The organism is Desulfocurvus sp. DL1XJH-121 (assembly GCF_054819825.1).
Genome location: NZ_JBTVWW010000021.1, coordinates 12901 through 32872 on the forward strand (window position 1 = coordinate 12901; position 19972 = coordinate 32872).

General features: G+C 68.6%; 21 protein-coding genes. 6 read left to right on the forward strand and 15 right to left on the reverse strand.

All coding sequences use genetic code 11. The annotated features are described in order from the left end of the window. The first annotated feature begins 11 nt into the window (after positions 1 to 11). From ACYYG1_RS13625 to ACYYG1_RS13645, 5 genes are all read left to right on the forward strand, one after another. On the forward strand, positions 12 to 1055 hold the full coding sequence (locus ACYYG1_RS13625) for a DNA-directed RNA polymerase subunit alpha (RefSeq protein ID WP_461210875.1): 1044 nt from the start codon (positions 12 to 14) through the stop codon (positions 1053 to 1055). Then, a complete protein-coding gene (rplQ, locus tag ACYYG1_RS13630; protein ID WP_461210876.1) occupies positions 1045 to 1611 on the forward strand; it encodes a 50S ribosomal protein L17 in 567 nt (188 codons plus the stop codon). The genes ACYYG1_RS13625 and rplQ overlap by 11 nt, the downstream gene beginning before the upstream one ends. 100 nt (positions 1612 to 1711) lie before the next feature. Then, on the forward strand, positions 1712 to 2620 hold the full coding sequence (locus ACYYG1_RS13635; RefSeq protein WP_461210877.1) for a selenium metabolism-associated LysR family transcriptional regulator: 909 nt from the start codon (positions 1712 to 1714) through the stop codon (positions 2618 to 2620). Positions 2621 to 2658: 38 nt separating this feature from the next. Further along, complete coding sequence (selD, locus tag ACYYG1_RS13640; protein ID WP_461210878.1) at positions 2659 to 3711, forward strand: selenide, water dikinase SelD; 1053 nt, start codon at positions 2659 to 2661, stop codon at positions 3709 to 3711. A 33-nt stretch (positions 3712 to 3744) separates the two neighbouring features. Further along, a complete protein-coding gene (locus ACYYG1_RS13645) occupies positions 3745 to 5286 on the forward strand; it encodes an ASKHA domain-containing protein (RefSeq protein ID WP_461210879.1) in 1542 nt (513 codons plus the stop codon). Between the two features lie 32 nt (positions 5287 to 5318). Here ACYYG1_RS13645 and ACYYG1_RS13650 read toward each other — a convergent pair whose 3' ends face one another. From ACYYG1_RS13650 to ACYYG1_RS13665, 4 genes are read right to left on the reverse strand one after another with little or no spacing between them, the layout of a single operon-like run. After that, positions 5319 to 5774, reverse strand: coding sequence for a hypothetical protein (locus ACYYG1_RS13650; RefSeq protein WP_461210880.1), 456 nt, complete (start codon positions 5772 to 5774; stop codon positions 5319 to 5321). Positions 5775 to 5777: 3 nt separating this feature from the next. Continuing rightward, the gene (locus ACYYG1_RS13655; RefSeq protein ID WP_461210881.1) at positions 5778 to 6227 is read right to left on the reverse strand and encodes a hypothetical protein; all 450 of its coding nucleotides are present in this window, start codon (positions 6225 to 6227) and stop codon (positions 5778 to 5780) included. A gap of 11 nt (positions 6228 to 6238) precedes the next feature. After that, positions 6239 to 6739, reverse strand: a complete 501-nt coding sequence (locus tag ACYYG1_RS13660; protein ID WP_461210930.1) for a caspase family protein — start codon at positions 6737 to 6739, stop codon at positions 6239 to 6241. Beyond that, positions 6736 to 7224, reverse strand: a complete 489-nt coding sequence (locus tag ACYYG1_RS13665; RefSeq protein WP_461210882.1) for a caspase family protein — start codon at positions 7222 to 7224, stop codon at positions 6736 to 6738. Before ACYYG1_RS13665 ends, ACYYG1_RS13660 begins: the two co-directional genes overlap by 4 nt. A gap of 362 nt (positions 7225 to 7586) precedes the next feature. On the opposite strand from ACYYG1_RS13665, the gene ACYYG1_RS13670 reads away from it, so the two are divergent. After that, positions 7587 to 8075: a DUF2059 domain-containing protein gene (locus tag ACYYG1_RS13670; RefSeq protein WP_461210883.1), complete on the forward strand. Its 489-nt coding sequence runs from the start codon at positions 7587 to 7589 to the stop codon at positions 8073 to 8075. Positions 8076 to 8366: 291 nt separating this feature from the next. On the opposite strand, the gene recJ is transcribed toward ACYYG1_RS13670, so the two are convergent. The 11 genes from recJ to ACYYG1_RS13725 form a co-directional block, all read right to left on the reverse strand. Continuing rightward, the gene (gene recJ / locus ACYYG1_RS13675; protein ID WP_461210884.1) at positions 8367 to 10061 is read right to left on the reverse strand and encodes a single-stranded-DNA-specific exonuclease RecJ; all 1695 of its coding nucleotides are present in this window, start codon (positions 10059 to 10061) and stop codon (positions 8367 to 8369) included. Continuing rightward, entirely contained in the window at positions 10062 to 10988 is a 927-nt protein-coding gene (locus ACYYG1_RS13680; protein ID WP_461210885.1) for a tetratricopeptide repeat protein, read from the reverse strand. Positions 10989 to 10995: 7 nt separating this feature from the next. Further along, positions 10996 to 11700, reverse strand: coding sequence for an orotidine-5'-phosphate decarboxylase (gene pyrF / locus ACYYG1_RS13685; protein WP_461210886.1), 705 nt, complete (start codon positions 11698 to 11700; stop codon positions 10996 to 10998). Then, entirely contained in the window at positions 11700 to 12329 is a 630-nt protein-coding gene (gene gmk, locus ACYYG1_RS13690) for a guanylate kinase (RefSeq protein ID WP_461210887.1), read from the reverse strand. The genes pyrF and gmk overlap by 1 nt, the downstream gene beginning before the upstream one ends. Next, on the reverse strand, positions 12322 to 12579 hold the full coding sequence (locus ACYYG1_RS13695; protein WP_461210888.1) for a DUF370 domain-containing protein: 258 nt from the start codon (positions 12577 to 12579) through the stop codon (positions 12322 to 12324). The genes gmk and ACYYG1_RS13695 overlap by 8 nt, the downstream gene beginning before the upstream one ends. A gap of 24 nt (positions 12580 to 12603) precedes the next feature. After that, positions 12604 to 13485: a YicC/YloC family endoribonuclease gene (locus ACYYG1_RS13700; protein WP_461210889.1), complete on the reverse strand. Its 882-nt coding sequence runs from the start codon at positions 13483 to 13485 to the stop codon at positions 12604 to 12606. Continuing rightward, complete coding sequence (locus ACYYG1_RS13705) at positions 13482 to 14816, reverse strand: MiaB/RimO family radical SAM methylthiotransferase (RefSeq protein WP_461210890.1); 1335 nt, start codon at positions 14814 to 14816, stop codon at positions 13482 to 13484. The genes ACYYG1_RS13700 and ACYYG1_RS13705 overlap by 4 nt, the downstream gene beginning before the upstream one ends. Then, entirely contained in the window at positions 14813 to 15856 is a 1044-nt protein-coding gene (locus tag ACYYG1_RS13710) for a tRNA-specific 2-thiouridylase (protein ID WP_461210891.1), read from the reverse strand. The genes ACYYG1_RS13705 and ACYYG1_RS13710 overlap by 4 nt, the downstream gene beginning before the upstream one ends. A gap of 127 nt (positions 15857 to 15983) precedes the next feature. Further along, positions 15984 to 17447, reverse strand: a complete 1464-nt coding sequence (gene gatA / locus ACYYG1_RS13715) for an Asp-tRNA(Asn)/Glu-tRNA(Gln) amidotransferase subunit GatA (RefSeq protein ID WP_461210892.1) — start codon at positions 17445 to 17447, stop codon at positions 15984 to 15986. A gap of 18 nt (positions 17448 to 17465) precedes the next feature. Further along, entirely contained in the window at positions 17466 to 17750 is a 285-nt protein-coding gene (gene gatC / locus ACYYG1_RS13720) for an Asp-tRNA(Asn)/Glu-tRNA(Gln) amidotransferase subunit GatC (protein ID WP_461210893.1), read from the reverse strand. 20 nt (positions 17751 to 17770) lie between these two features. Beyond that, positions 17771 to 19903: a penicillin-binding protein activator gene (locus ACYYG1_RS13725; RefSeq protein ID WP_461210894.1), complete on the reverse strand. Its 2133-nt coding sequence runs from the start codon at positions 19901 to 19903 to the stop codon at positions 17771 to 17773. Positions 19904 to 19972 lie beyond the last annotated feature (69 nt).

Consider the following 19972-nt stretch of genomic DNA (forward strand, 5'->3'; position numbering starts at 1 on the left):
AGGGAGCCAAGATGATCATCCAAGACGGCGACAAAATGGTCAATACGCGCAACTGGTCCGAGCTGGTCAAGCCCGAGCAGCTGATGCGGGACGGCAAGAGCTCGAACACGTACGGCAAGTTCGTGTGCGAGCCGCTGGAACGCGGCTTCGGGACGACCATCGGCAACGCGCTGAGGAGGGTTCTGCTTTCCTCCCTGCAGGGCGCGGCCATCGTGTCCGTGAACATCGAGGGCATCCAGCATGAGTTCACCACCATGTCCGGTGTCATCGAGGACGTCACGGACATCGTGCTGAACCTGAAGCAGGTGCGGTTCGCCATGACCTCCGAAGAGCCGCAGAGGCTGGTGCTGGAGGCCGACAAGAAGGGCGCCGTCACCGCCGCGGCCATCAAGGAAAACCAGCGGGTCACGGTCCTGAACAAGGATCAGCACATCGCCACCCTGTCCGAGGACATCAAGCTCCGCATGGAGCTCGAGGTCCAGATGGGCAAGGGCTACGTGCCCGCCGAGATGGGCGACACCTTGACCGACGAGATCGGCCTGATCCGGCTGGACGCGAGCTTCTCCCCCGTGAAGAAGGTCGCCTACTCCATCGAGCCGGCCCGCGTCGGTCAGATGACCAACTACGACAAGCTGGTCCTCGAAATCTGGACGGACGGCTCGATCTCTCCCGAGGATGCCCTGGCCTACAGCGCCAAGATCCTCAAGGATCAGCTCACCGTGTTCATCAACTTCGATGAGCAGAGCTCCGACGACGAGCAGGCCCACAGCTCCCATGGCGACGACCTCAATCCCAACCTGTTCAAGGGGATCGACGAGCTGGAGCTGTCCGTGCGCGCCACCAACTGCCTGAAGAGCGCCAATATCCGTTCCGTGGGCGAGCTGGTGCAGCGTACCGAGGCCGAGATGCTCAAGACCAAGAACTTCGGTCGCAAGTCCCTCGACGAGATCCGCCGCATCCTGTCCGAAATGGAGCTGGAATTCGGCATGACCGTCGAGAACTTCCAGGAACGTTACGAGGATTGGCTGAAGAGGAAGGAAACCGATGAGGCATAAGAAAGCCGGCAAGAAGCTGAACATGGACAGCTCCCAGCGCAAGGCGATGTTCCGCAACATGGCCCGGTCCATGGTCGTGCACGAGTCCATCCGCACCACCGAGACCCGCGCCAAGGAACTGCGCAAGGTCGTTGAGCGGCTCGTCACCTACGCTCTGAAGAATACCGTGGCTTCGCGCCGCGAGGCTTACAAGGTCCTGGGCAATCACGCCCTGGTGCAGCGCCTGTTCGATGAGATCGGGCCCCGCTACGCCGCTGGCGGCGGCGGGTACACCCGCGTCATCAAGCTGGGCATGCCCCGCGTCGGCGACTGCGCCCCCCTGGCGGTGATCGAGTTCACCAAGAAGGCCGGGGAGAAGGCCGAGGAAGCCAAGCCCGCCAAGAAGGCCGCTCCCAAGAAGGCCGCCGCGTCCAAGGCCGCCGCCGAGGAGCCCAAGGCCGAGGCCCCCGAGGTCGAGGAGGCTCCTGAGGCCCCCGAGGCCGAAGACGCCGCCGAGGCTCCCGAAGCCGAAGAAGCCGAGGAAGAAGCCGAGCCCAAGGAAGGCAAAGCTGATTAATCTGGCTTTTTCCATTGAAACAGCTTAAAAAGCAGGCCGTATGGCCTGCTTTTTTTTTGCCGTCGCCGGCAGGCCTGAACAGGGTGACCCGGAGCGCCGCATGGATGTACGAAAGCTTGAGGCCTTTATCAAGGTCTACGAATTGATGAGTTTTTCCAGGGCAGGGGAGGAGCTGTATCTCTCGCAGCCCACCATTTCCGCCCATATCTCCGCCCTGGAGTCCGAGTTGGGCATGCCCCTGTTCGACCGCCTGGGTCGTTCCATCCTGCCCACCAGGGCGGCGGAAATCCTCTACCGCCACGCCCAGGACGTGTTTTCCTCGCTGGCCGCGGCCACGGCCGAGATCCAACTCCTGCAGGAGCGCGTGGTGGGCGACCTGTTCGTGGGCGGCAGCACCATCCCCGCCACCTACGTGCTGCCCCCCCTGGTGAAGCGCTTTTCCGCGCGCTATCCCGAGGTCCACTTCATGCTCAGGCTCGGGGACTCCGAGTCCATCATCCGGCGCATCGCCGGGGGCGAGGACATGGTGGGCATGGTCGGCGCCATGGAGGAGCACCCGGACCTGACCTTCGAGCCGCTCATAAGGGACGACCTGGTGATCATCGCCGCGCCCGGGGAGCCCTATGTGGGCGACGGCCTGCTGTCCCCCGGCGACCTTGCGGATTTGCCCTGGGTGGAGCGGGAGCAGGGCAGCGGCACCCTGCGCGCCTTTGTCCAGGCTTTGGCGAGCCTGGGCCTGGAGCCGCCCACGCCCAGTATGCGCGTGCAGAGCACCGAGTCGGCCATCCAGTGCGCCCGCGCGGGCATCGGCGCCACCGTGACCTCCCGGCTGGCCGCTGGCGAGGCCCTGGCCCGGGGCGTGGTCACGGAGCTCAAGGTGCAGGGGCTGGCCATGCGCCGCGACTTCTATCTCGTGTACCACGCCAAGCGCCATCTTTTCCCTGTGGCCCGGTATTTCGTGGAGTTCCTGCGCCAGGAATGCCGCGCCCAGGACACCTTCCCGTCCTGACAGGTACGGGAGCAAGACAGCATCCACAAGGAGCCGTGATGTCCGAGAAGATCGTTCTCGTGGACACCGTCAAAGCTGCTGGTTGAGCCGCCAAGATCGCTCCAGGGGACCTGGAGCAGGTGCTGGCGGCCCTTCCCGGGCAGTCCGACGCGCGGATCCTCGCTGGCCAGGCATTGGGCGAGGATGCCGCCATTCTCCGTTTCCCCGGGGGCAAGGCCCTGGTGCAGACGGTGGACTTTTTTACGCCCATCGTCAATGATCCCTACAGGTTCGGCCAGGTGGCGGCGGCCAACTCCCTGTCCGACGTCTACGCCATGGGCGGCGAGCCCATGGCCGCCATGAATATCGTCTGCTACCCCATCAAGGACCTGGGGCCGGAGATCCTGCAGGACATCCTGCGCGGCGGCTACGACAAGGTGCGCGAGGCCGGGGCCGTGCTGGCGGGCGGCCACAGCGTGGAGGATAAGGAGATCAAGTACGGCCTGGCCGTGTCCGGCGTGGTGGACCCCGACGCCTTCGCCACCAACGCGGGCCTCAGGCCCGGGGACGAATTGATCCTGACCAAGGCCCTGGGCACCGGGGTCCTGGCCACGGCGATCAAGGGCAAGTGGGAGAACGCCGACGAGCTGGAGGACATCCTGTACCGCTCGGCCTCGCGTCTGAACAAGGCCGGGGGCGAGGCCATCCGCCGTTTTTCCCTCATCGGGGCCACGGACGTCACGGGCTTCGGCCTGGGCGGGCATCTGCTGGAGATGGCCCGCGCCTCGCGGGTGGCCGTGGAGCTTTCCCTGGCCGGGGTGCCGTTCCTGCCCCATGCCGTGGAGTTGGCGGGCATGGGCCTGATCCCGGCGGGCAGCTTCGCCAACAAGCATTTCTGCGCGGGCCTGGTGAGCGTGGCCCCGGGCCTGGACACGGTGCTCGTGGACCTGGTCTTCGACGCCCAGACCTCGGGCGGGCTGGTGCTTTCCGTGCCCCCGGAGCACGTGGACGGCGTCTGCGGCCTGCTTACCGAAGCCGGCGACCTGGCCGCGCGCATCGGGCGCGTGGCCGAGGCGGCCGACGGCAAGGGCAGGCTGAACATCGGCGCGTAGCCGCGCCCCCGAATCCCCGGCAAAGAGCGGGCAATGAGCATTTCCATCACCGACGCGGCGGGCCGCGAACTGCGGCTCCCAGCCGACCCCGAACGCACCCTGGTCCAGGCGGCGTACCTGTCGGGCCGCTACGAGACCCGGGCCCTGTGTTCGGGCCTGGGGCGCTGCGGCCGCTGCCGGGTGCGCTTCGAGTCCCCGGCCCCGTTGCCCGCGCCCGGGGAGGACCTGGTGCTGGACGCGGCGGAGCTGGCCCGGGGCTGGCGCCTGGGCTGCCGCCACAAGGCCCTTGCCGGCACGCGCATCTTCCTGCCCGCGCCTCCCATGGACGAAGCCCCGGCCGCCGCAACCGCCGCCGGATTGGACCTGCTCCTGGCCGTGGATCTGGGAACCACCACAGTGCATTGGCGCGCCCTGGACGCCGGAGGCCGCGAGGCCGCCTCGGGCTCGTTCCTCAACCCCCAGATGGGTGCGGGCAGCGAGGTCATGTCGCGGCTGGCCTTTGCGCGCTCCGCCGCCGGGGCCGAAGTCCTGCGCGGCCTGGTGCTGGACGCCCTGCGCCGCGTGGCCGCGTCCCTGCCGGGCCGGGCCGCGTCCCTGGCCGTGGCGGGCAACCCGGCCATGACCCTGCTGCTTCTCGGCCTGCCCGTGGACGGGCTTTCGGCCGCGCCCTACACCCTGGACGAGCCGGGCGGCCGCTTCGCGGCCCTGGGAGAGGGCCTGCCCGAGGCCTACGTGCCGCCGCAGCTGGCGCCCTTCGTGGGCGGGGACCTGAGCGCCGGGCTGACGGCCCTGAGCCTGGGCCCCGAGTCGGTGCGGCGGCCGTTCCTGCTGGCGGACATGGGCACCAACGGCGAATTTCTCCTGGCTCTCTCGGACGGAACCCAGGTGGCGGCCTCGGTGCCCCTGGGCCCGGCCCTGGAGGGCGCGGGCCTAGCCTGCGGCAACGTGGCCGGGCCGGGCGCGGTGTCCCGTTTCGCGCTCACGCCCAGGGGCCTCGAAACCCACTGCATCGGCGGGGGCGCGCCCTCGCTGGCCGCCGGGATCACGGGGGCGGGCTATCTGTCCCTCATGGCGCTTCTGGCGGAGCAGGGCGTCCTGGATTCCAAGGGCGGCTTTTCGGCCGGGAATACGCCCCTGGCGCGCCGCCTGGCCCAGGACCTGGGCGAGGAGGGCGGCGAGGCGCGCCTGGACCTGCCCGGGGGGCTGTATTTGGCCGCCTCGGACGTGGAGGAGGTGCTCAAGGTCAAGGCGGCCTTCGACCTGGCCTGCTCCACGCTGCTGGCCGAGGCCGGGCTGCGGCCGTCGGACCTCGGCTCCGTGTGCCTGGCCGGGGCCCTGGGAGAGCACGTCGCGCCTTCGGATCTGGAGTCCCTGGGCTTCATCCCCCCGGGCCTGGGCGCGCGCGTGCGCGCCGTGGGCAACGCCTCCCTGGACGGGGCGGCCCTGCTGCTCGCCAGCGCCGAGGCCAGGGCCTTCGCCGAGTCCCTGCCCGCGTCCACGCGCTGCCTGGACCTCGCCTCGCGCCCGGACTTCACCCGGGAGTTCGTGGGGCGCATGCGCCTGACTTATGGTTGATCCGGTGCCTGGGCCGGCTTAGGAGCTAGCGCTCACTGGTCCACCGTCCTGGTCTCCTTTTTGGCCCCGTACGCCCCGCCGCCGACCTCCCTCGCCCCGAGGGAAACCAGCGCCGTGACCGTCTTGTTCATGACGTCGACGTACTCGTCGGTGCCGTAGTCGCTGTACCAGGCGTTGTATTCGACGGCGCGGCACAGATAGGTCCCTCCGGACTTTGCGCCCTCGTAGAGGGGGATGATGAATATCATGCGCTCCAGCCCGCTGTGGCCGTAGAACACGATGTCCTCGTACGGCACGCCGAGCACCCCGTTGTTCGTGAAGTGGCAGGGCATCGTGGGCGAGAACTTCACGCTTTCATTCTGCAGGTAGCTGATGGCGACATCCCTGGGCATGTTCGCGTGGCTGGAGTCGATCTCCAGGCCCGTCCCCCTGTCCGCGCATCCGCCGGGCAGCGCCGCGACGAGCAGAAGCAACAGTGATTTTTTCATGCGCTATTCTCCTTGGGGGCAGTACGTCGATCCGAGGGACTGGACAGCCGCCCCGATCCACTTGAACGTCTTGTCGACGTATTGCGGGCTGGACCCGGCGAGTTCGGCCCACGTGAATTCCGTTCCGCAGATGGTCGCGTGCGCATCCAGGTCCGTGAACACGATGGCGGGGCCGTCCTGCGCCCCGGGCGCGACATGGTCCTGATAGGCCAGCCTGAAGCACGTCCTGCCGTAGCGCACGAACTCTCCCCGTTCCCGGTTGGCGACGCCTTCCTCCGTCAGCACGCACATGCCCTTGCCGGCCGTGGCCCTGGCTTTGGAGAACACCAGGACGGCTTCCATGGCCACCTCGCGGGGCATGCTTTCGATCTCCTGCGGATCGGACGTGGTTTGCCTGATGTGATAGGCGGAGTTGCATGCGGACAAAAGCAGCGCCAGGGCGATAATCGCCATTCTTCGTTTCATCATTCCTCGCTGAACTCCTCTTGGACCACCTGCGCGCACACATGGATTTCGTTGTCCCAGGCGGACGGGATCACCGAGATTCCCGTCGCCATGACCTTGCCCACCTTGGCCTCGATCCTGCGCCCTCCCAGGTCGATGCGGACCATGTCGCCCTCCTGGGGGCGGCGGTCGCCCACATAGCCCGCCACCACGTAGCCCCATTTCATGATCACCTTGGTCACGTCGGCGATGTGGTGGATGCGCATCTTGCCCAGATCGGGCTTGCCCGAGAGGTAGACCGGCTTGAGCAGGGAATTCTGCTCCCAGGGAATCTGCCTGTAGCCGGTTTCCTCGGCCACGGACCGGCGCACCTTGGTCATCAGCTTGCGGACCTCGAGCCGTTCGTTGAGGTGCAGGATCAACGCCTTGGAGAACGGGCTGTGCTTTCCGCTGCCGTCCAGGGCCACGTTGCCCGGCTGGGTGGAGAAGGCCACGAACAGGTTTTGGTTGCCGCTCTTCAGGCGCGATGCCCTTTGTGGCCGCCAGGCCGCGCGAAACCACGACGTCCCCGATCTTGGCCACCTCCTCGACGAAGGGGTTGTCCCGGCAGGCGTCCAGGAAGACGAGCATTTGCCGGTCCTTGGGATTCATGCCCAGCACCTCGTCCACCAGCAGCAATTTGGGAGCGCAGGGCCGCGTCCACCGGAATCAGGTAGTTGCGGCCGTCGATGGAGATGCCGTGACCGGCATAAAAAAAGAGCCCCACGTCGTACTCGCGGAGCCTTTCGAGGAACATTCCGACGCCGTCCTTCTGTTGCGCCCGGTTGGCGTCCACGAGCCGGATGACCGTGAAGCCCGACCGCTTCAGCCCGGCGGCCACGGCGGTGGCGTCGTTTTTCGGGTTCGGCAGGGCCGTGGCGTTTTGGTAGGCCGAATTCCCGATGACCAGGGCCAGCTTGCGCGGTTCTTCCGACGCGGCAATGCACGTCGACGCCAGCAGGAACACGATGCATGCGGCGTGTACAAACCGACGCAAGAACGGACGCGCGGGGCCATGCGGGCCGGGAGACCTCATGCCTTCCTCCACTTTTGCAGACCGGCCGCATCGGCATGCGTCGCCAGGCCGTCTCCTTTGGAAGGGTATACAGGATTATTGATATTCGTAGCACGCCTGGCGAGATTTGCAACATCGAACCTGAAGGAGGATATCCGCCGGCCGGGCACCCATGCTTCGGGATCCCCTGGCTGCATGCGCGGGCTGTTCGTCTGGTCTGTATGTATTCGTCTCTTGCGAGAGGCCGGGGCGTGCTGCTATGGTGCGAGGGCCGCTTTCACGCAACCATTCGGCATCAGGGGGAAATCATGCGCATGTGCAAGAGACTGACCGCGGCCGTGTTGTGTTTGTTGCTGTTCGCACCCGCCCTGGCCCGTGCGGACCAGGCCAGCCGTGCGGAGCTGGTGGAGCTGGCCAGGGCCTCGGGGAGCATGGAGGTCATCGGAGCCATTCTGGACATGGTCCCGATGCAGATATTCAAGGGCGTGAAGGCCAAGAGCCCGGACGCGCCCGACGCCCTCTTGGACATCCTCACCGAGGAATTCGCCAAGGAGCGCAGGGCCGTGAGCCGCGAGATGCTCAACATGACCGCCGACGCCTGGGGATGCCACCTCACGCGCGGTGAGGTCCTGGAACTGACCAGGCTGTACCAGAATCCGGTGTTCAAGAAGGCCGTCAAGCTGGGGCCGCAGATCATGCAGCGGAGCATGGCCCAGAGCCAGGCCATGGCCCAGCAGCTCATGCAGCGCGTCATGCCCCGGATAAAGGATCGCCTGCGGGACGAACTGGGCATGGACATCTAGCAGGCCGCCCACAAACAGCGATCTGCGGCGTTGCTGCGAACAATTCAAACCCTCGCGTAGCGGAAGCGTTGGGATACGCGTCGGTCTCGACAATTTTGCAGGAAGCAAAATTGGTCGACGCGGCGTAGCGCGTCGCCCGCAAAGCGGACAGCCACGATGGCTGGCCGACAATTGCCCTTGCGCCTTGCATCTCACTATTTTTGAACGGCCTGCGCAAAATGGATTTCAAATGTCTGCGGGCCCCTGCCGGGCGCTATTACGCTCGGCCGATCGCTGTTTTGGGGCGGCCTGTCAGACTGCTTGCCAGTCCTTGATCTGTAGGTCGATGCTGGCCACGCCCTGGTAGCGGTCGATCTTGGGGGTGTAGGCGATGCGGATGCGCGTGCCGCGCAGGCTCGCGGGCAGGGCGTCGGCCTGGCGCCAGGCCTTGGCCGCGAGGGTCACGCCGCTGGCCTCGTCCTTGAGGGTGAGCTTGACGTGGTCCTTGCCGAACACGCGGCGGTCCGCCACCAGCACGGGCGGCGAGCCGAACACGGGCTGGGCGTTGGCCGGGCCGAAGGGCTGGAGCATTTCCAGCTCCTTGAGCAGGTCGAAGTCCAGGTCCGCGAAGGGCAGCTCTCCGTCCAGGAACAGGGTGGGGGACAGGGGCTCGGACCCGCATTGCGCGGCCACGGCCTCGTCGAACCGCGCGCGCAGCGCGTCGAGGTTCTCCGGCTCCAGGGACAGGCCCGCGGCCATGGGGTGGCCACCGAAGCCCTTCAGCAGGTCGGCGCAGGCCGTGAGCCCGGCGTGCAGGTCGAACTCCCGCGTGCTGCGCCCCGAGCCCTTGAGCAGGCCGTTCTCGCGGGTCAGTATCAGGGTCGGGCGGTAGTGGGCCTCCACAAGGCGCGAGGCCACAATGCCGATGACCCCGGGGTGCCAGTCCTCGCCCACCAGCACCAGCCCCAGGCTTTCGGGGTGCTCCCCGGCCTGTTCCAGAGCCTGGCGCAGGATGGCGTCCTCCTCGCCCCGGCGGTTGCTGTTCAATTCGTCCAATCGCTTGGCCAGGGGCCGGGCCGTGTCGTAGTCCGGTGCCAGGAGCAGGTCCAGGGCGGTCTGGGCGTCGCCCAGGCGGCCTGCGGCGTTGATGCGCGGGGCCAGGCCGAAGCCCACTTGTCCCGCGCCTAGGGCCGCCGAGGGCGCGAACCCGCTGGCCTCCTTGAGGGCCGCGATGCCGGGCCGGTCCGCCCGGGCCAGGCCGAGCAGGCCGTTCTTGACCAGGATGCGGTTCTGCCCGCGCAGGCGCACCACGTCGGCGATGGTGCCCAGCGCCACGAGGTCCAGGTAGTCGCGCATGTCCTCGGGCTCGCCCGGGAGCAGGCGGTTCACGGCGGCCATGAGCAGCCAGGCCACGCCCACCCCGGCCAGGTCCGGGCAGGGGCAGTCCCCCAGGCGCGGGTTGGTCACGGCGTGGGCCTCGGGCAGGGCGTCCCCGGGCAGGTGGTGGTCCGAGACCACCACGGTCATGCCCAGGCTCCGGGCCAGGGCGATCTCCTCCAGGCTGGTGATGCCGCAGTCCACGGTGAGCAGGATCTCCACCCCGGCCTCGGCCAGCCCGCGCACGCCGTCGGCGTTCATGCCGTAGCCGTGCTCCAGGCGGCTGGGGATGTAGTGGGCGGCCTCGATGCCGCGCCGGGCCAGGAAGGTCTTGACCAGGGCCGTGGAGGTCACGCCGTCCACGTCGTAGTCCCCCCAGACGCAGAAGCGCGCGCCGCGCGCCAAGCCGTCGGCCAGTACCTCGGCGGCCTCGGCCATGCCGGGCACGCTGGAGGGCGGTTCCAGGTGTCTGAGGAGCGGGGAGAGGAAGACGTCCATCTCCTCGGGCGCGCGCAGGCCGCGGCCCCAGAGGATGCTGGCGATGAGCGGGGATATCTGGAGCCGTTCGGCCCAGCGGCCAAGGTTTCCGGGTTCCGGGTCTGCCGGTCGGGAGGTCCAGACGTGGCGCATCTAAAACTTCATGTCGTACGTGGCGCCGGAGCTCTTCTTGGGCTTCTTGCGCACGCCGTCGGGCTTCACGGCTCCGTCCACGGCGGCTCCTGATTCGTCCACCAGGTTCTTTTCCTTGAGGAACTGCAGGAACTTGGCGGCCTCCTCGAAATGGGGGCTCATCTCGATGGCCTTTTGCAGGTTGGCGGCGGCCCTGTCGAACTCCTCGCGCTCGTAGAACACGCGGGCGATGTTGTAGAACAGGTTCTCGTCCGTGGAGACCAGCTCGATGGCCCGTTCGTAGTAGTCCAGGGACTGCTGGTACATCTTGTTCTTGCGCAGATTGATGCCGAAGTCGTTGAACAGGTGCTTGTGCTCCGGCTCGAAGGCCGCGTCCAGCTTCACCAGGCGCTCGAAGATGTCGTTGGCCTTGGTGTCGTCCCCGCGCTCCAGATACGTGAGCCCCAGGCCGAAGTTGGCGCGCACGTTTTCCTCGTCGATGTTCAGGGCGTTGTTGAACTCAAGCTCCGCGCTGAAGGTCTCGCCCTTTTCGCGGTGCTGCTCGCCCTTGTCCACGCTCTCCTGCATTTCCTTCATCTTGGGGTAGACCGTGGAGACGTAAAACTCCGGCTCCGGGGAGAATTTTTCCAGGAAGTCATCCTTGGGGACGGTGCGCTTGGGGCCCGAGGGAACGTAGTTAATGTTCAGCGGCTGGATGCTCAGGGTGTCGTTGGCATCCTGCAGCACCATCCAGAACGTCTTCTTCACTGTCTTGCGCGTGGTCGTGCCAGTGCCCACCCTCTGGATGGTCTGGGTGGAGAACACGCCGCTGATCTTGTCCGACTTGCCGTGCTCGACATGGCGGGGAGTGCCGTTCTTGGCCTTGCCGTTCTGCGCGGCCCCGCCCTTGGCTTGGCCGTTCTGGATGGATTCGTTCTCTTGACTCATATGCCTTCTATACAGCCCTTGGGGGTATTTGTGCAATAAAGTCTTTGGCGGCGGCCAACGGGTCGTTCGCACGGGTCACGGGCCGTCCCGCCACCAGGAAATCCGACCCCTGGGCCACGGCCTGCGCCGGTGTCATGACGCGGCGTTGGTCGTCGTCCGCGTCCGCAAGGCGGATGCCCGGGGTCAGGCAGAGAAAGTCCTTGCCGCAGGCGGCCTTGATGGCCGCGGCCTCGTGCCCGGAGCAGACCACACCGTGCAGGCCCGCGTCGCGGCAGGCGCGCGCCAGGCCCAGAGCCAGGTCCGCCACGCTCTGCCCCGGGGCCAGGGCCAGGTCCGACTCGTCCATGCTGGTCAGCACCGTGACCCCCAGCAGCAGGGGGCGCGATCCCGTGGCCTTGGCGGCCTCGTCGAGGCCCTGGCGCGCGGCCTCCAGCATGCGCCGCCCGCCCGTGGCGTGCACGTTGAGCATGTCCGCCCCGGCGGCCATGGCGCTCTTCACCGCGCCGCGCACGGTGTTGGGAATGTCGAGAAACTTGAGGTCCACGAAGACCTTGAAGCCCATGGACTTCAGCTCCGCCACCATGGACGGGCCCTCGGCCGTGTACAGCTCCAGGCCCACCTTGACCCAGGGCACGGTCCCGGCCAGGCGGCGGGCCATGTCCAGGGCCTCGCCCCGGGTGGGGAAGTCCAGGGCGACAACCAACTCGGCCATCAGTCGCCTCCTCCCACGCCGTCCAGCACTTCCTGGGGCAGGCCCGGGCGGTAGGCGGGTTTCAGCCCTTCGGCCAGGTAGGCGGCGCGCAGGGCGTCGTAGGCCGCGTCCAGGTCGTCGTTGACGATCCAGAAGTCGAATTCGACGGCCCGCGCTATCTCGCCGGGCGCGTTGTCCAGGCGGCGGCGGACGACGACGTCCGCGTCGCTGTTCCGGCCCAGGAGGCGCTCACGCAGGGCCGCCAGCGACGGCGGGAACAGGAATACGTGGCAGCCCTGGCCGGGCATGGACTCGCGCAGCTGCGCCGCGCCCTGCACGTCGATGTCGAAGAGCACGTCGCGGCCCTCGCGCAGCATCTCCGTGAGCCCCGGCTTGGGCGTGCCGTAGAAGTTGCCGTGGACCTCGGCCCATTCCGCGAAGAAGCCGTCGTCCTTGCGGCGCATGAACTCCTCGCGGGTCAGGAAATGGTAGTGCACCCCGTCCCGTTCCCCCGGGCGCGGGGCGCGGGTGGTGCAGGACACGGAAAAGGCCAGGCGCTGGAATTCGTTGCGCAGCCTTGCAACGAGGGTGCTCTTGCCCGTGCCCGAGGGCGCGCAGATGATCAGCATCAGCCCGGTGCGCTCAGTCATCGTCTTCCTCGGAGCTGTAGCGTTGGCCGATGGTCTCGGCCTGGATGGCCGAGAGGATCACGTGGTTGGAGTCCGAGACGATGATGGAGCGGGTCTTGCGGCCCTGGGTGGCGTCTATGAGCCGCCCGCCCTGGCGCGCGTCCTCGCGCAGCCTGCGCATGGGCGAGGACGAGGGGTTGACGATGGCGATGACGCGGTCCGAAACCACGAAATTGCCGAAGCCGATGTTCAGAAGCCCTGACTTGGACATGAAAAATTCCTTGTCGTGCTGTTGCTATTCGACGTTCTGCACCTGTTCGCGGCACTTTTCCAGTTCGGTCTTGAAGTCCACCACGATGCGCGAGACCTGGGTGTCCTGGGCCTTGTTGCCGCAGGTGTTGATCTCGCGGAAGCATTCCTGGAGCATGAAGTCCAGGCGCTTGCCCGCGTCGGCCCCGTTCTCCAGGATCTTGCCGATGCCCTCCAGATGCGCGGAGAGCCGCGACAGCTCCTCGGACACGTCCAGCTTGTCCGAGAGCACGGCCACCTCCTGCAGCAGCCGCTCCTGGTCCAGGTCGATGGAGTAGCGGTCCAGCACCTGCTGGATGCGGGCCTCCACCGTGGCGAAACGTTCCTCCTTGATCTGCGGGGCGCGTTCCTTGAGCTGGGCCAGCCATTCCTCCAGGCTGATCAGGCGGCGCGAGAGGTCCTTGCGTGTGGCCTGGCCCTCCACGGAGCGGGACTCGTCCCAGTCCCTGAGGGCCTCCTCCAGCCCGGCGGCCAAGCTCTCCACCAACTCGGGATCGGGCTCGCCGCCCTGGTCCTCCCAGAGGAAGGACATGCCCATGAGCCGCGAGAAGTCGGGCTTGAAGGGGTATTCCATGCGCGAGGCGAAGCGCTCCATCTGCGTCAGCATGGCCTCGGCCATGGGCTGGTTCAGATGCACGCCCAGGATGTCCGCGCGCGTGACCTGCAGATTGAGGTTGATGTTCACCCGGCCCCGGGAGGCGTGGTTGCGCACCTGGCGCTCGAAATTCGTCTCCAGGCAGCGCACGTTGGCGGGCAGCCGCCATTTCACGTCCAGATGGCGGCCGTTGACGCTGCGGATCTCCCATTCCTGGGACCAGTCCTTGTCCTGAAGGAGAAATCGGCCGAAGCCGGTCATGCTCTTGATCATTCGTTGTTTCCTGTGGCCGCGTCGTTCGCGGGCGTCACGGTTATGAAGTCGGGGCCCGCGCTCACGGGCCGCACGCGCACCAAGCTGCCCGGCGCCACGCGCGCGGGCTTGGCAAGGCGGCATTCCGCATAGAATTCGCTGACTCCCCGTCCCGAGTTCTTGCCCTCGGGGACCATGGTCAACTCCGGCAACGAGGCCAGGCCCGAGAGGAACGCGGCCTTCTTGTCTCCCACCAGGCCGCGCAGCCGGGCCGCGCGCTCCCGGCTCACCGCCGCTGGCACCTGGTCTGGCCAGGCCGCGGCCGGGGTTCCGGGTCTGCAAGAATACGGGAAAACATGCGCGTAGGAAAGGGGCAGTTTTTCGCAGTTTTGCAGCGTCTGCTCGAAGTGTTCGTCCGTTTCCCCGGGAAAACCGACCAGCAGGTCCGCACCCAGGCCGAAAACGGGCCAGACTCCCCCGAGCCTGTCCACCCAGGCCAGGATGTCCTCCGGGGCGTAGTGGCCCCGCCCCATGCGCCGCAACACGGCCGGGGCCAGGCTTTGCACGGAGATGTGCAGGTGCGGGCAGACTAGGCGCGAGGTCGCCAGGACGTCGAGGGCCTTGTCGTCCAGCTGGCCGGGGTCCAGGGAGCTCAGGCGCAGCCGCGCCCGCCCGGCCCATTCCGGAGCCAGCTCCGCTTCCAGGCGCGCCACCAGGTCCCAGAAATCCATGGCCGGGTCGAGGTCCCCGCCGAACTGGCGCAGGTTGATGCCCGAGAGGGTCACCTCCCGCCAGCCCGACGCGAACAGGCGGCGCACCTCGGCCAGGGCGTCCCCGACCGGGCGGCTCACGGCCGGGCCCCGGGTGTCGGGCACGATGCAGTAGGTGCAGCGGTGGGAGCAGCCGTCCTGGACCTTGACCACGCCCCGGGCGCGGCTGGAGCCCGAGATGCTGAAGCCCTGGAAGCGCGGCCCGCCGGGGCCGCCGGAACCGGAGCAGGCCGGGGCGTCAAGAGCCGCCGGGTCCAGCAGGGCGTCCTTGGCCTCCTGGGGCACCAGCAGGGCGTCGGGGAAGTCCCTGGCCAGCTCCTCGGACAGGACCTGGGCCGCGCAGCCCGTGATGACCAGCCTGGCCCCGGGGTTCTCGCGCAGCATGCGCCGGGTGGTGCGCCGCAGATCGGCCACGGCCCGGTTGGTCACGGCGCAGGAGTTGACCACCAGCAGGTCCGCCTCCTGCGGGGAGGGGGCCTCCTCCAGGCCGCGCGCGGCCCAGGCCTCGCGCAGGGACTGGCTCTCGTACTGGTTGATCTTGCAGCCCAGGGTATGGATGTGGAATTTCAAGGGATTGCTCATTGTTCGGCGATTATCCCGCCCGCCAGGACCCGGCCGTCGGTATCGTACAACGCGGCCACCTGGCCCGGCGCGGGCAGGGTGCGGGGTTCGAAAAAATGCAGCGCGAGGGCGGTGTCGCGCATTTCGGCCTTCACGGCAAAGCTCTCCTGGCGATAGCGCGTGCGCGCCAGCACCGTGTCCGGCCACTGGTCCGGCGGCAGGAGCGTGTTCACGTCGCGCACCGCGCAGCCCCGGGCCAGGGCCGCCTCGCGCGGGCCCACCAGCAGGGCGTTGGCCGCCAGGTCCTTGCCCACCACGTACAGGGGCTCGCTCCAGGCCACGCCCAGGCCCCGGCGCTGGCCCTCGGTGTGCCGCCACAGGCCCTGGTGCTCGCCCACCTGCCCGCCGCCCGCCAGCACGATGGGCCCGGGCCCGGGCAGGGCCTCGCCCCGGGCCTGGAGAAAGGCGCGGTAGTCGTCGCCGGGCACGAAGCAGATTTCCTGGCTTTCCTTGGGCAGGGGCGGGCGCAGGCCGCGCCGCTTGAGTTCGGCCAGCACCGCCTCCTTGGTCAGGCCGCCCAGGGGCAGTTCCACGCCTTGAAGGCTCCTGCGCGGCACCAGGGACAGGAAATAGCTCTGGTCCTTGGCCGGGTCGGCCCCGCGCATGAGGCGCGGCCCGTTCGGCCCCTGCTCCACCCGGGCGTAGTGGCCCGTGGCGAAGGCTTCGGCCCCCAGGTCGCGGGCGCGCTCACGCAGCAGGCCGAACTTCATGGCCGGGTTGCACGCGGCGCAGGGGTTGGGGGTCAGGCTCCGGGCGTAGGCCCGGGCGAAGGGCGCCACCACCAGCTCCTCGAATTCCCGGGACAGGTCCACCACGGCGAAGCGCGCGCCCAGCGCCTCCACGGCCCGGCCCAGTTCCCCGGCTGCGCGCGACGAGGCCGGGCGGGGCGGCAGGAAGTGGGCGTGCACGGCCAGCACGTCGCGCCCGGACTCCACGAGCAGGGCCGTGGCGTACAGGCTGTCCGCGCCGCCGCTCACGGCGATGGCGATGGGTGCTTGCATCGGGTCTTCCCGGGGAATGCGGGGGAGGGAGGAACCCCTTTTCCTGACGGTGAAAAGGGGTTCCTCCCTCCCCCGCGCCCCCTCCCTCTGCCCCAAAAACCGGTGTCCGGGGCGGGCGGGGTTGGAGCTATATGCCCATGGGTTCGGGCAGCGGGCCCAGGGCCTTTTCCAGGGTCGCGGCCGCGCCCAGCAGGCGCTCCTCGCCGAAGGCCGGTCCCAACAGCTGCAGGCCCACGGGCATCCTGGAGTCCGCGCCCAGGCCCACGGGCAGGCTCATGCCCGGCAGGCCCGCCAGGTTCAGGCTGATGGTGAAGATGTCCATGAGGTACATCTGCAGCGGGTCGCCGGTCTTCTCGTCCAGGCCCCAGGCCGTCACGGGCGAGGCCGGGCCCGCGATGACGTCGCAGGACTCGAAGGCCTTCTGGAAGTCGTCGCGGATCAGGCGGCGCACCTGGGCGGCCTTGCGGTAGTAGGCGTCGTAGTAGCCCGCCGAGAGCACGTAGGTGCCGAGCATGATGCGCCGCTGCACCTCCTCGCCGAAGCCCTTGGAGCGCGAGGCCGTGTACATCTCGATGAGTTCCTTGGCATCCTTGTCGCGCCGGCCGTAGCGCACCCCGTCGAAGCGCGCCAGGTTGGAGCTGGCCTCGGCCATGGCCACGATGTAGTAGGCCGCCACGGCGTAGTCCGTGTGCGGCAGGTCCACGGGCACGATCTCGGCCCCGAGTTCAGCGGCCTTGTCCACGGCGGCGCGGCACGCGGCCTCCACCTCCGGGGCCAGGCCCGGGCCCCAGTATTCCTTGGGCAGGCCGATGCGCAGGCCCGCAATATCCAGGCCTTTGGCTGCGGCCAGGTAGTCGGGCACGGGCGCGTCCACGCTGGTGGAGTCGCGCTCGTCGAATCCGGCGATGGCCGAGAGCAGGGCGGCCACGTCGCCCACGGTGCGGGCCATGGGGCCGATCTGGTCCAGGCTGGAGCCGTAGGCCACGCAGCCGAAGCGCGAGACCCGTCCGTAGGTGGGCTTCAGGCCCACGCAGCCGCAGAAGGACGAGGGCTGGCGGATGGAGCCGCCCGTGTCCGTGCCCAGCGCCCCGAAGAACTGGCGCGCGGCCACGCCCGCGGCGGACCCGCCGCTGGACCCGCCGGGCACCTTGGCGAGGTCCCAGGGGTTGGCCGTGGTCTGGAAGGCCGAGTTCTCCGTGGACGAGCCCATGGCGAACTCGTCCATGTTGGCCTTGGCCAGGATCACGGCCCCGGCCTCGCGCAGCTTGGCCACGGCCGTGGCGTCATAGAAGGGCTTGAAATTTTCCAGGATGCGCGAGCCGCACGTGGTGGGCGTGCCTTTGGTGCAGAGCACGTCCTTGACCCCCAGGGGCACGCCCCAGAGGGGCTTGGCGGGGTCCGGCCCGGCGGCGTCCAGGGCCCGGGCCTCGGCCAGGGCCTCTTCTTCGCGCACGCAGAGCAGGGCGCGCAGGGACGGTTCCGTGGCCTTGATGCGCGCCAGGCACGAGGCCGTGGCCGCCTCGGCAGTGACTTCGCCACGGGCCAGGGCGTCGCGGATTTCCAGCAAGGATTGTTCGTATATTTCGGGCATGGTGGTGTCGCCGTGCGATTAAACGATTTTGGGGACTATGAAGTGGCTGCCGTCGGTCTCCGGGGCGTTGGACAGGACGTCCTCGCGGGCGAACTCGTCCCGGACCTCGTCGGCGCGCATGCGGGACACGTGCTCCACGGGGGAGTACAGGGGCTCCACGCCCCCGGTGTCCGCCTGGCCCAACTGGTCCATGTAGCCCAGGATGTCGTTGAACTGCCCGGCGAAGGCCTCGATCCTGTCCTCGGGCAGGTCCAGGCGCGCCAGCTTGGCGATGCCCACGACGTCGTCGCGCGTGATGGCCATGATGCTTCCTCTCGTGACGGCTACGGCCGTTCCTGCTTGCGCTCCTCGATGCTCTCCTTGAGCAGCTGCAGGCGCATGTTGATGTTCTCGTTGGTGGGGTCGGCCTCCTGGAGCTTCAGGAGTTCCTCCAGCTCGCGCTTGTCCTTTTGCATCTGCACGCGCTCGGCGTGGTTCTCGCGCACGCGCGCGAGGCGCTTGGCGAGCAGGTCCTCGTCCAGCACCACCCGGCCCTTGGCCGTGGGGCGGAACAGGAACAGTTCCTGCCGCGCGCGGCCCGCGTCGTTCCAGGACAGGGGGGCCATGCTCCAGTCCATGCCCTGGGCCGAGGCCAGGGCCGTGTTCACGCTGTCCGCGCTCCAGGCCGCGGGCAGGGGCGGCATGAGCCCGGCGAAGTGCACGAAGTCGAAGCCCAGCGCCACCCAGAAATCGGGCTCGCCCAGGCCGTCCTGCTCCAGGGCCTGGCGCAGGGCGGCGGTGCCGGGGGCGGGGTTGTCGGCCCACCAGGCCCCAGGGAAGGCCGTGGTGCGGAAGTAGTGGGCCTCCACGTTGTCGTCGCGGGCCAGGCCCTGGTTCCAGAGGGACGGGCCCAGCACCAGGAGCCGGTCCTCGTCGTAGAAAAAGAGCTGCGGCACCAGGATCTTGGCCTGGGACCAGCTGTCCGGGATGAACACGGCCTGGAAGGGCGGCTCCACCGGCTCGCGCTCCTCTTCGGGGACCGCGAGGTCCACGCCCAGGAAGGGCGCCACGCTTTTGGCCCATTTGGTGGGAGCGTCCGGGGGATAGCTGCCCGTGGCGTTCACCGAGCCCAGGCGGTCCTCCACCTCGGAGCGGAAGACCTCGCTGAAGCGTTCGCCGTAGGGTTCGGCCGGGTGCAGCACGCCGAACTGCGAGACGCCCATGCGATCCATGGCCAGGCCCACCAGGGCCCGGGCCTCGTCATGGGACCCCGGGAAGAAACGCCAAGCGTCCATGCCCTCCACGGCCCCGGTGAGCCGGGGCAGGAAGGCGAAGCAGGGGTGCTTGCCGGTCTGGCCGCGCTGCACCAGCTGTTCGAAGCGGTCCAGGCGCAGGGGGCCGCCGAGCACGGTGAAGCCCTCGGGCAGGTCCGCCAGGCGGTCCAGCCAGTCCGGGGCCTCGGTGTTCAGGACCCGGATGCGGGTCTGCGCGCCCTGGGTCAGGGCCTGCCACTGGGCCGCCCCGGCACCGCGCAGGACCTTCCAGCCGATCTCGGAATAGGGGCCGGAGAGCGGCAGGGCCAGGACCAGGCCGCCCGTGGGCGGGCCGTAGGCCTGCTTCAGGGGGGCGGCCACCTCGGCCACCATCTGCTGGTCCGCGAATTCGCCCAGGCGCGAAAGATTGTTCAGGAGCTGCCAGGCCTGGGGCCGCGTGGCCTCCATGGCGGCGTAGCGACGGGCCTGCTCCAGGCGCACGATGGTGTAGGGGAAGGTCCACTGGGCCTCGGGCGGCACCACAGAGGCCAGGGCCGTGAGGGTGGCCTCGTCCACGAGCTTGAACTCTTCCAGGAAGGCCCGCTCCAGCCGCCCGCGCGACACGGGAGCCGGGGCCGGGGAGGCCTGGTACAGGCGCGCCAGGGTCTGCATGGACTGCTCGTAGCTCCGCTCGTTCCACTGGTCGCGGGCCAGGGACAGTCCGGCGCGGAAGCGCAGGTCCCAGGGGCGCGTCTTGTCGCGCAAGAGCGAATCCATGTGCCTGCGGGCCGCGTCGGGCCGGTGGATGGAGATGAGGGCGCGAAGGTAGACGTCGTTCCACTGCCAGGTCTGGGGCGCGGACGGGCGCAGCTCCGCCAGGTGGCGCAGGGCCTCCAGGGCCACGTGGCCGTGGCCGTTCTGCAGGGCGGACACGGCCAGGCGTTCCCAGGCCTCGGCCCGCTCGGCCGCCGTGAGCCCGCCCCTGTCCAGCAGGCGGCGGTTCAGGACCTCGCTGGCCTCGTGGTCGCCCGCCTCCCAGGCCTGTTCGGCCTGTTGGGCGGTGCCGACTATGGCGGGCCTGCCCTCGCCGGGCGCGGGGGTGGTGGGCACGAGCCGCTTGGCGCAGCCGGCCCCAAGGACCAGGGCCAGGATCAGGACGGCCAGGGCCAGGGCGCGCAGGGTCCTGGGCGACGGGGAAGCGGGGGTGGTGCGTATGGATTTCATGGCCGTATGGCGGCTGCCGGGGTTCGGGTAAAGAAAAAGCCTGTCCGCGCAATGCGCGGACAGGCAAAG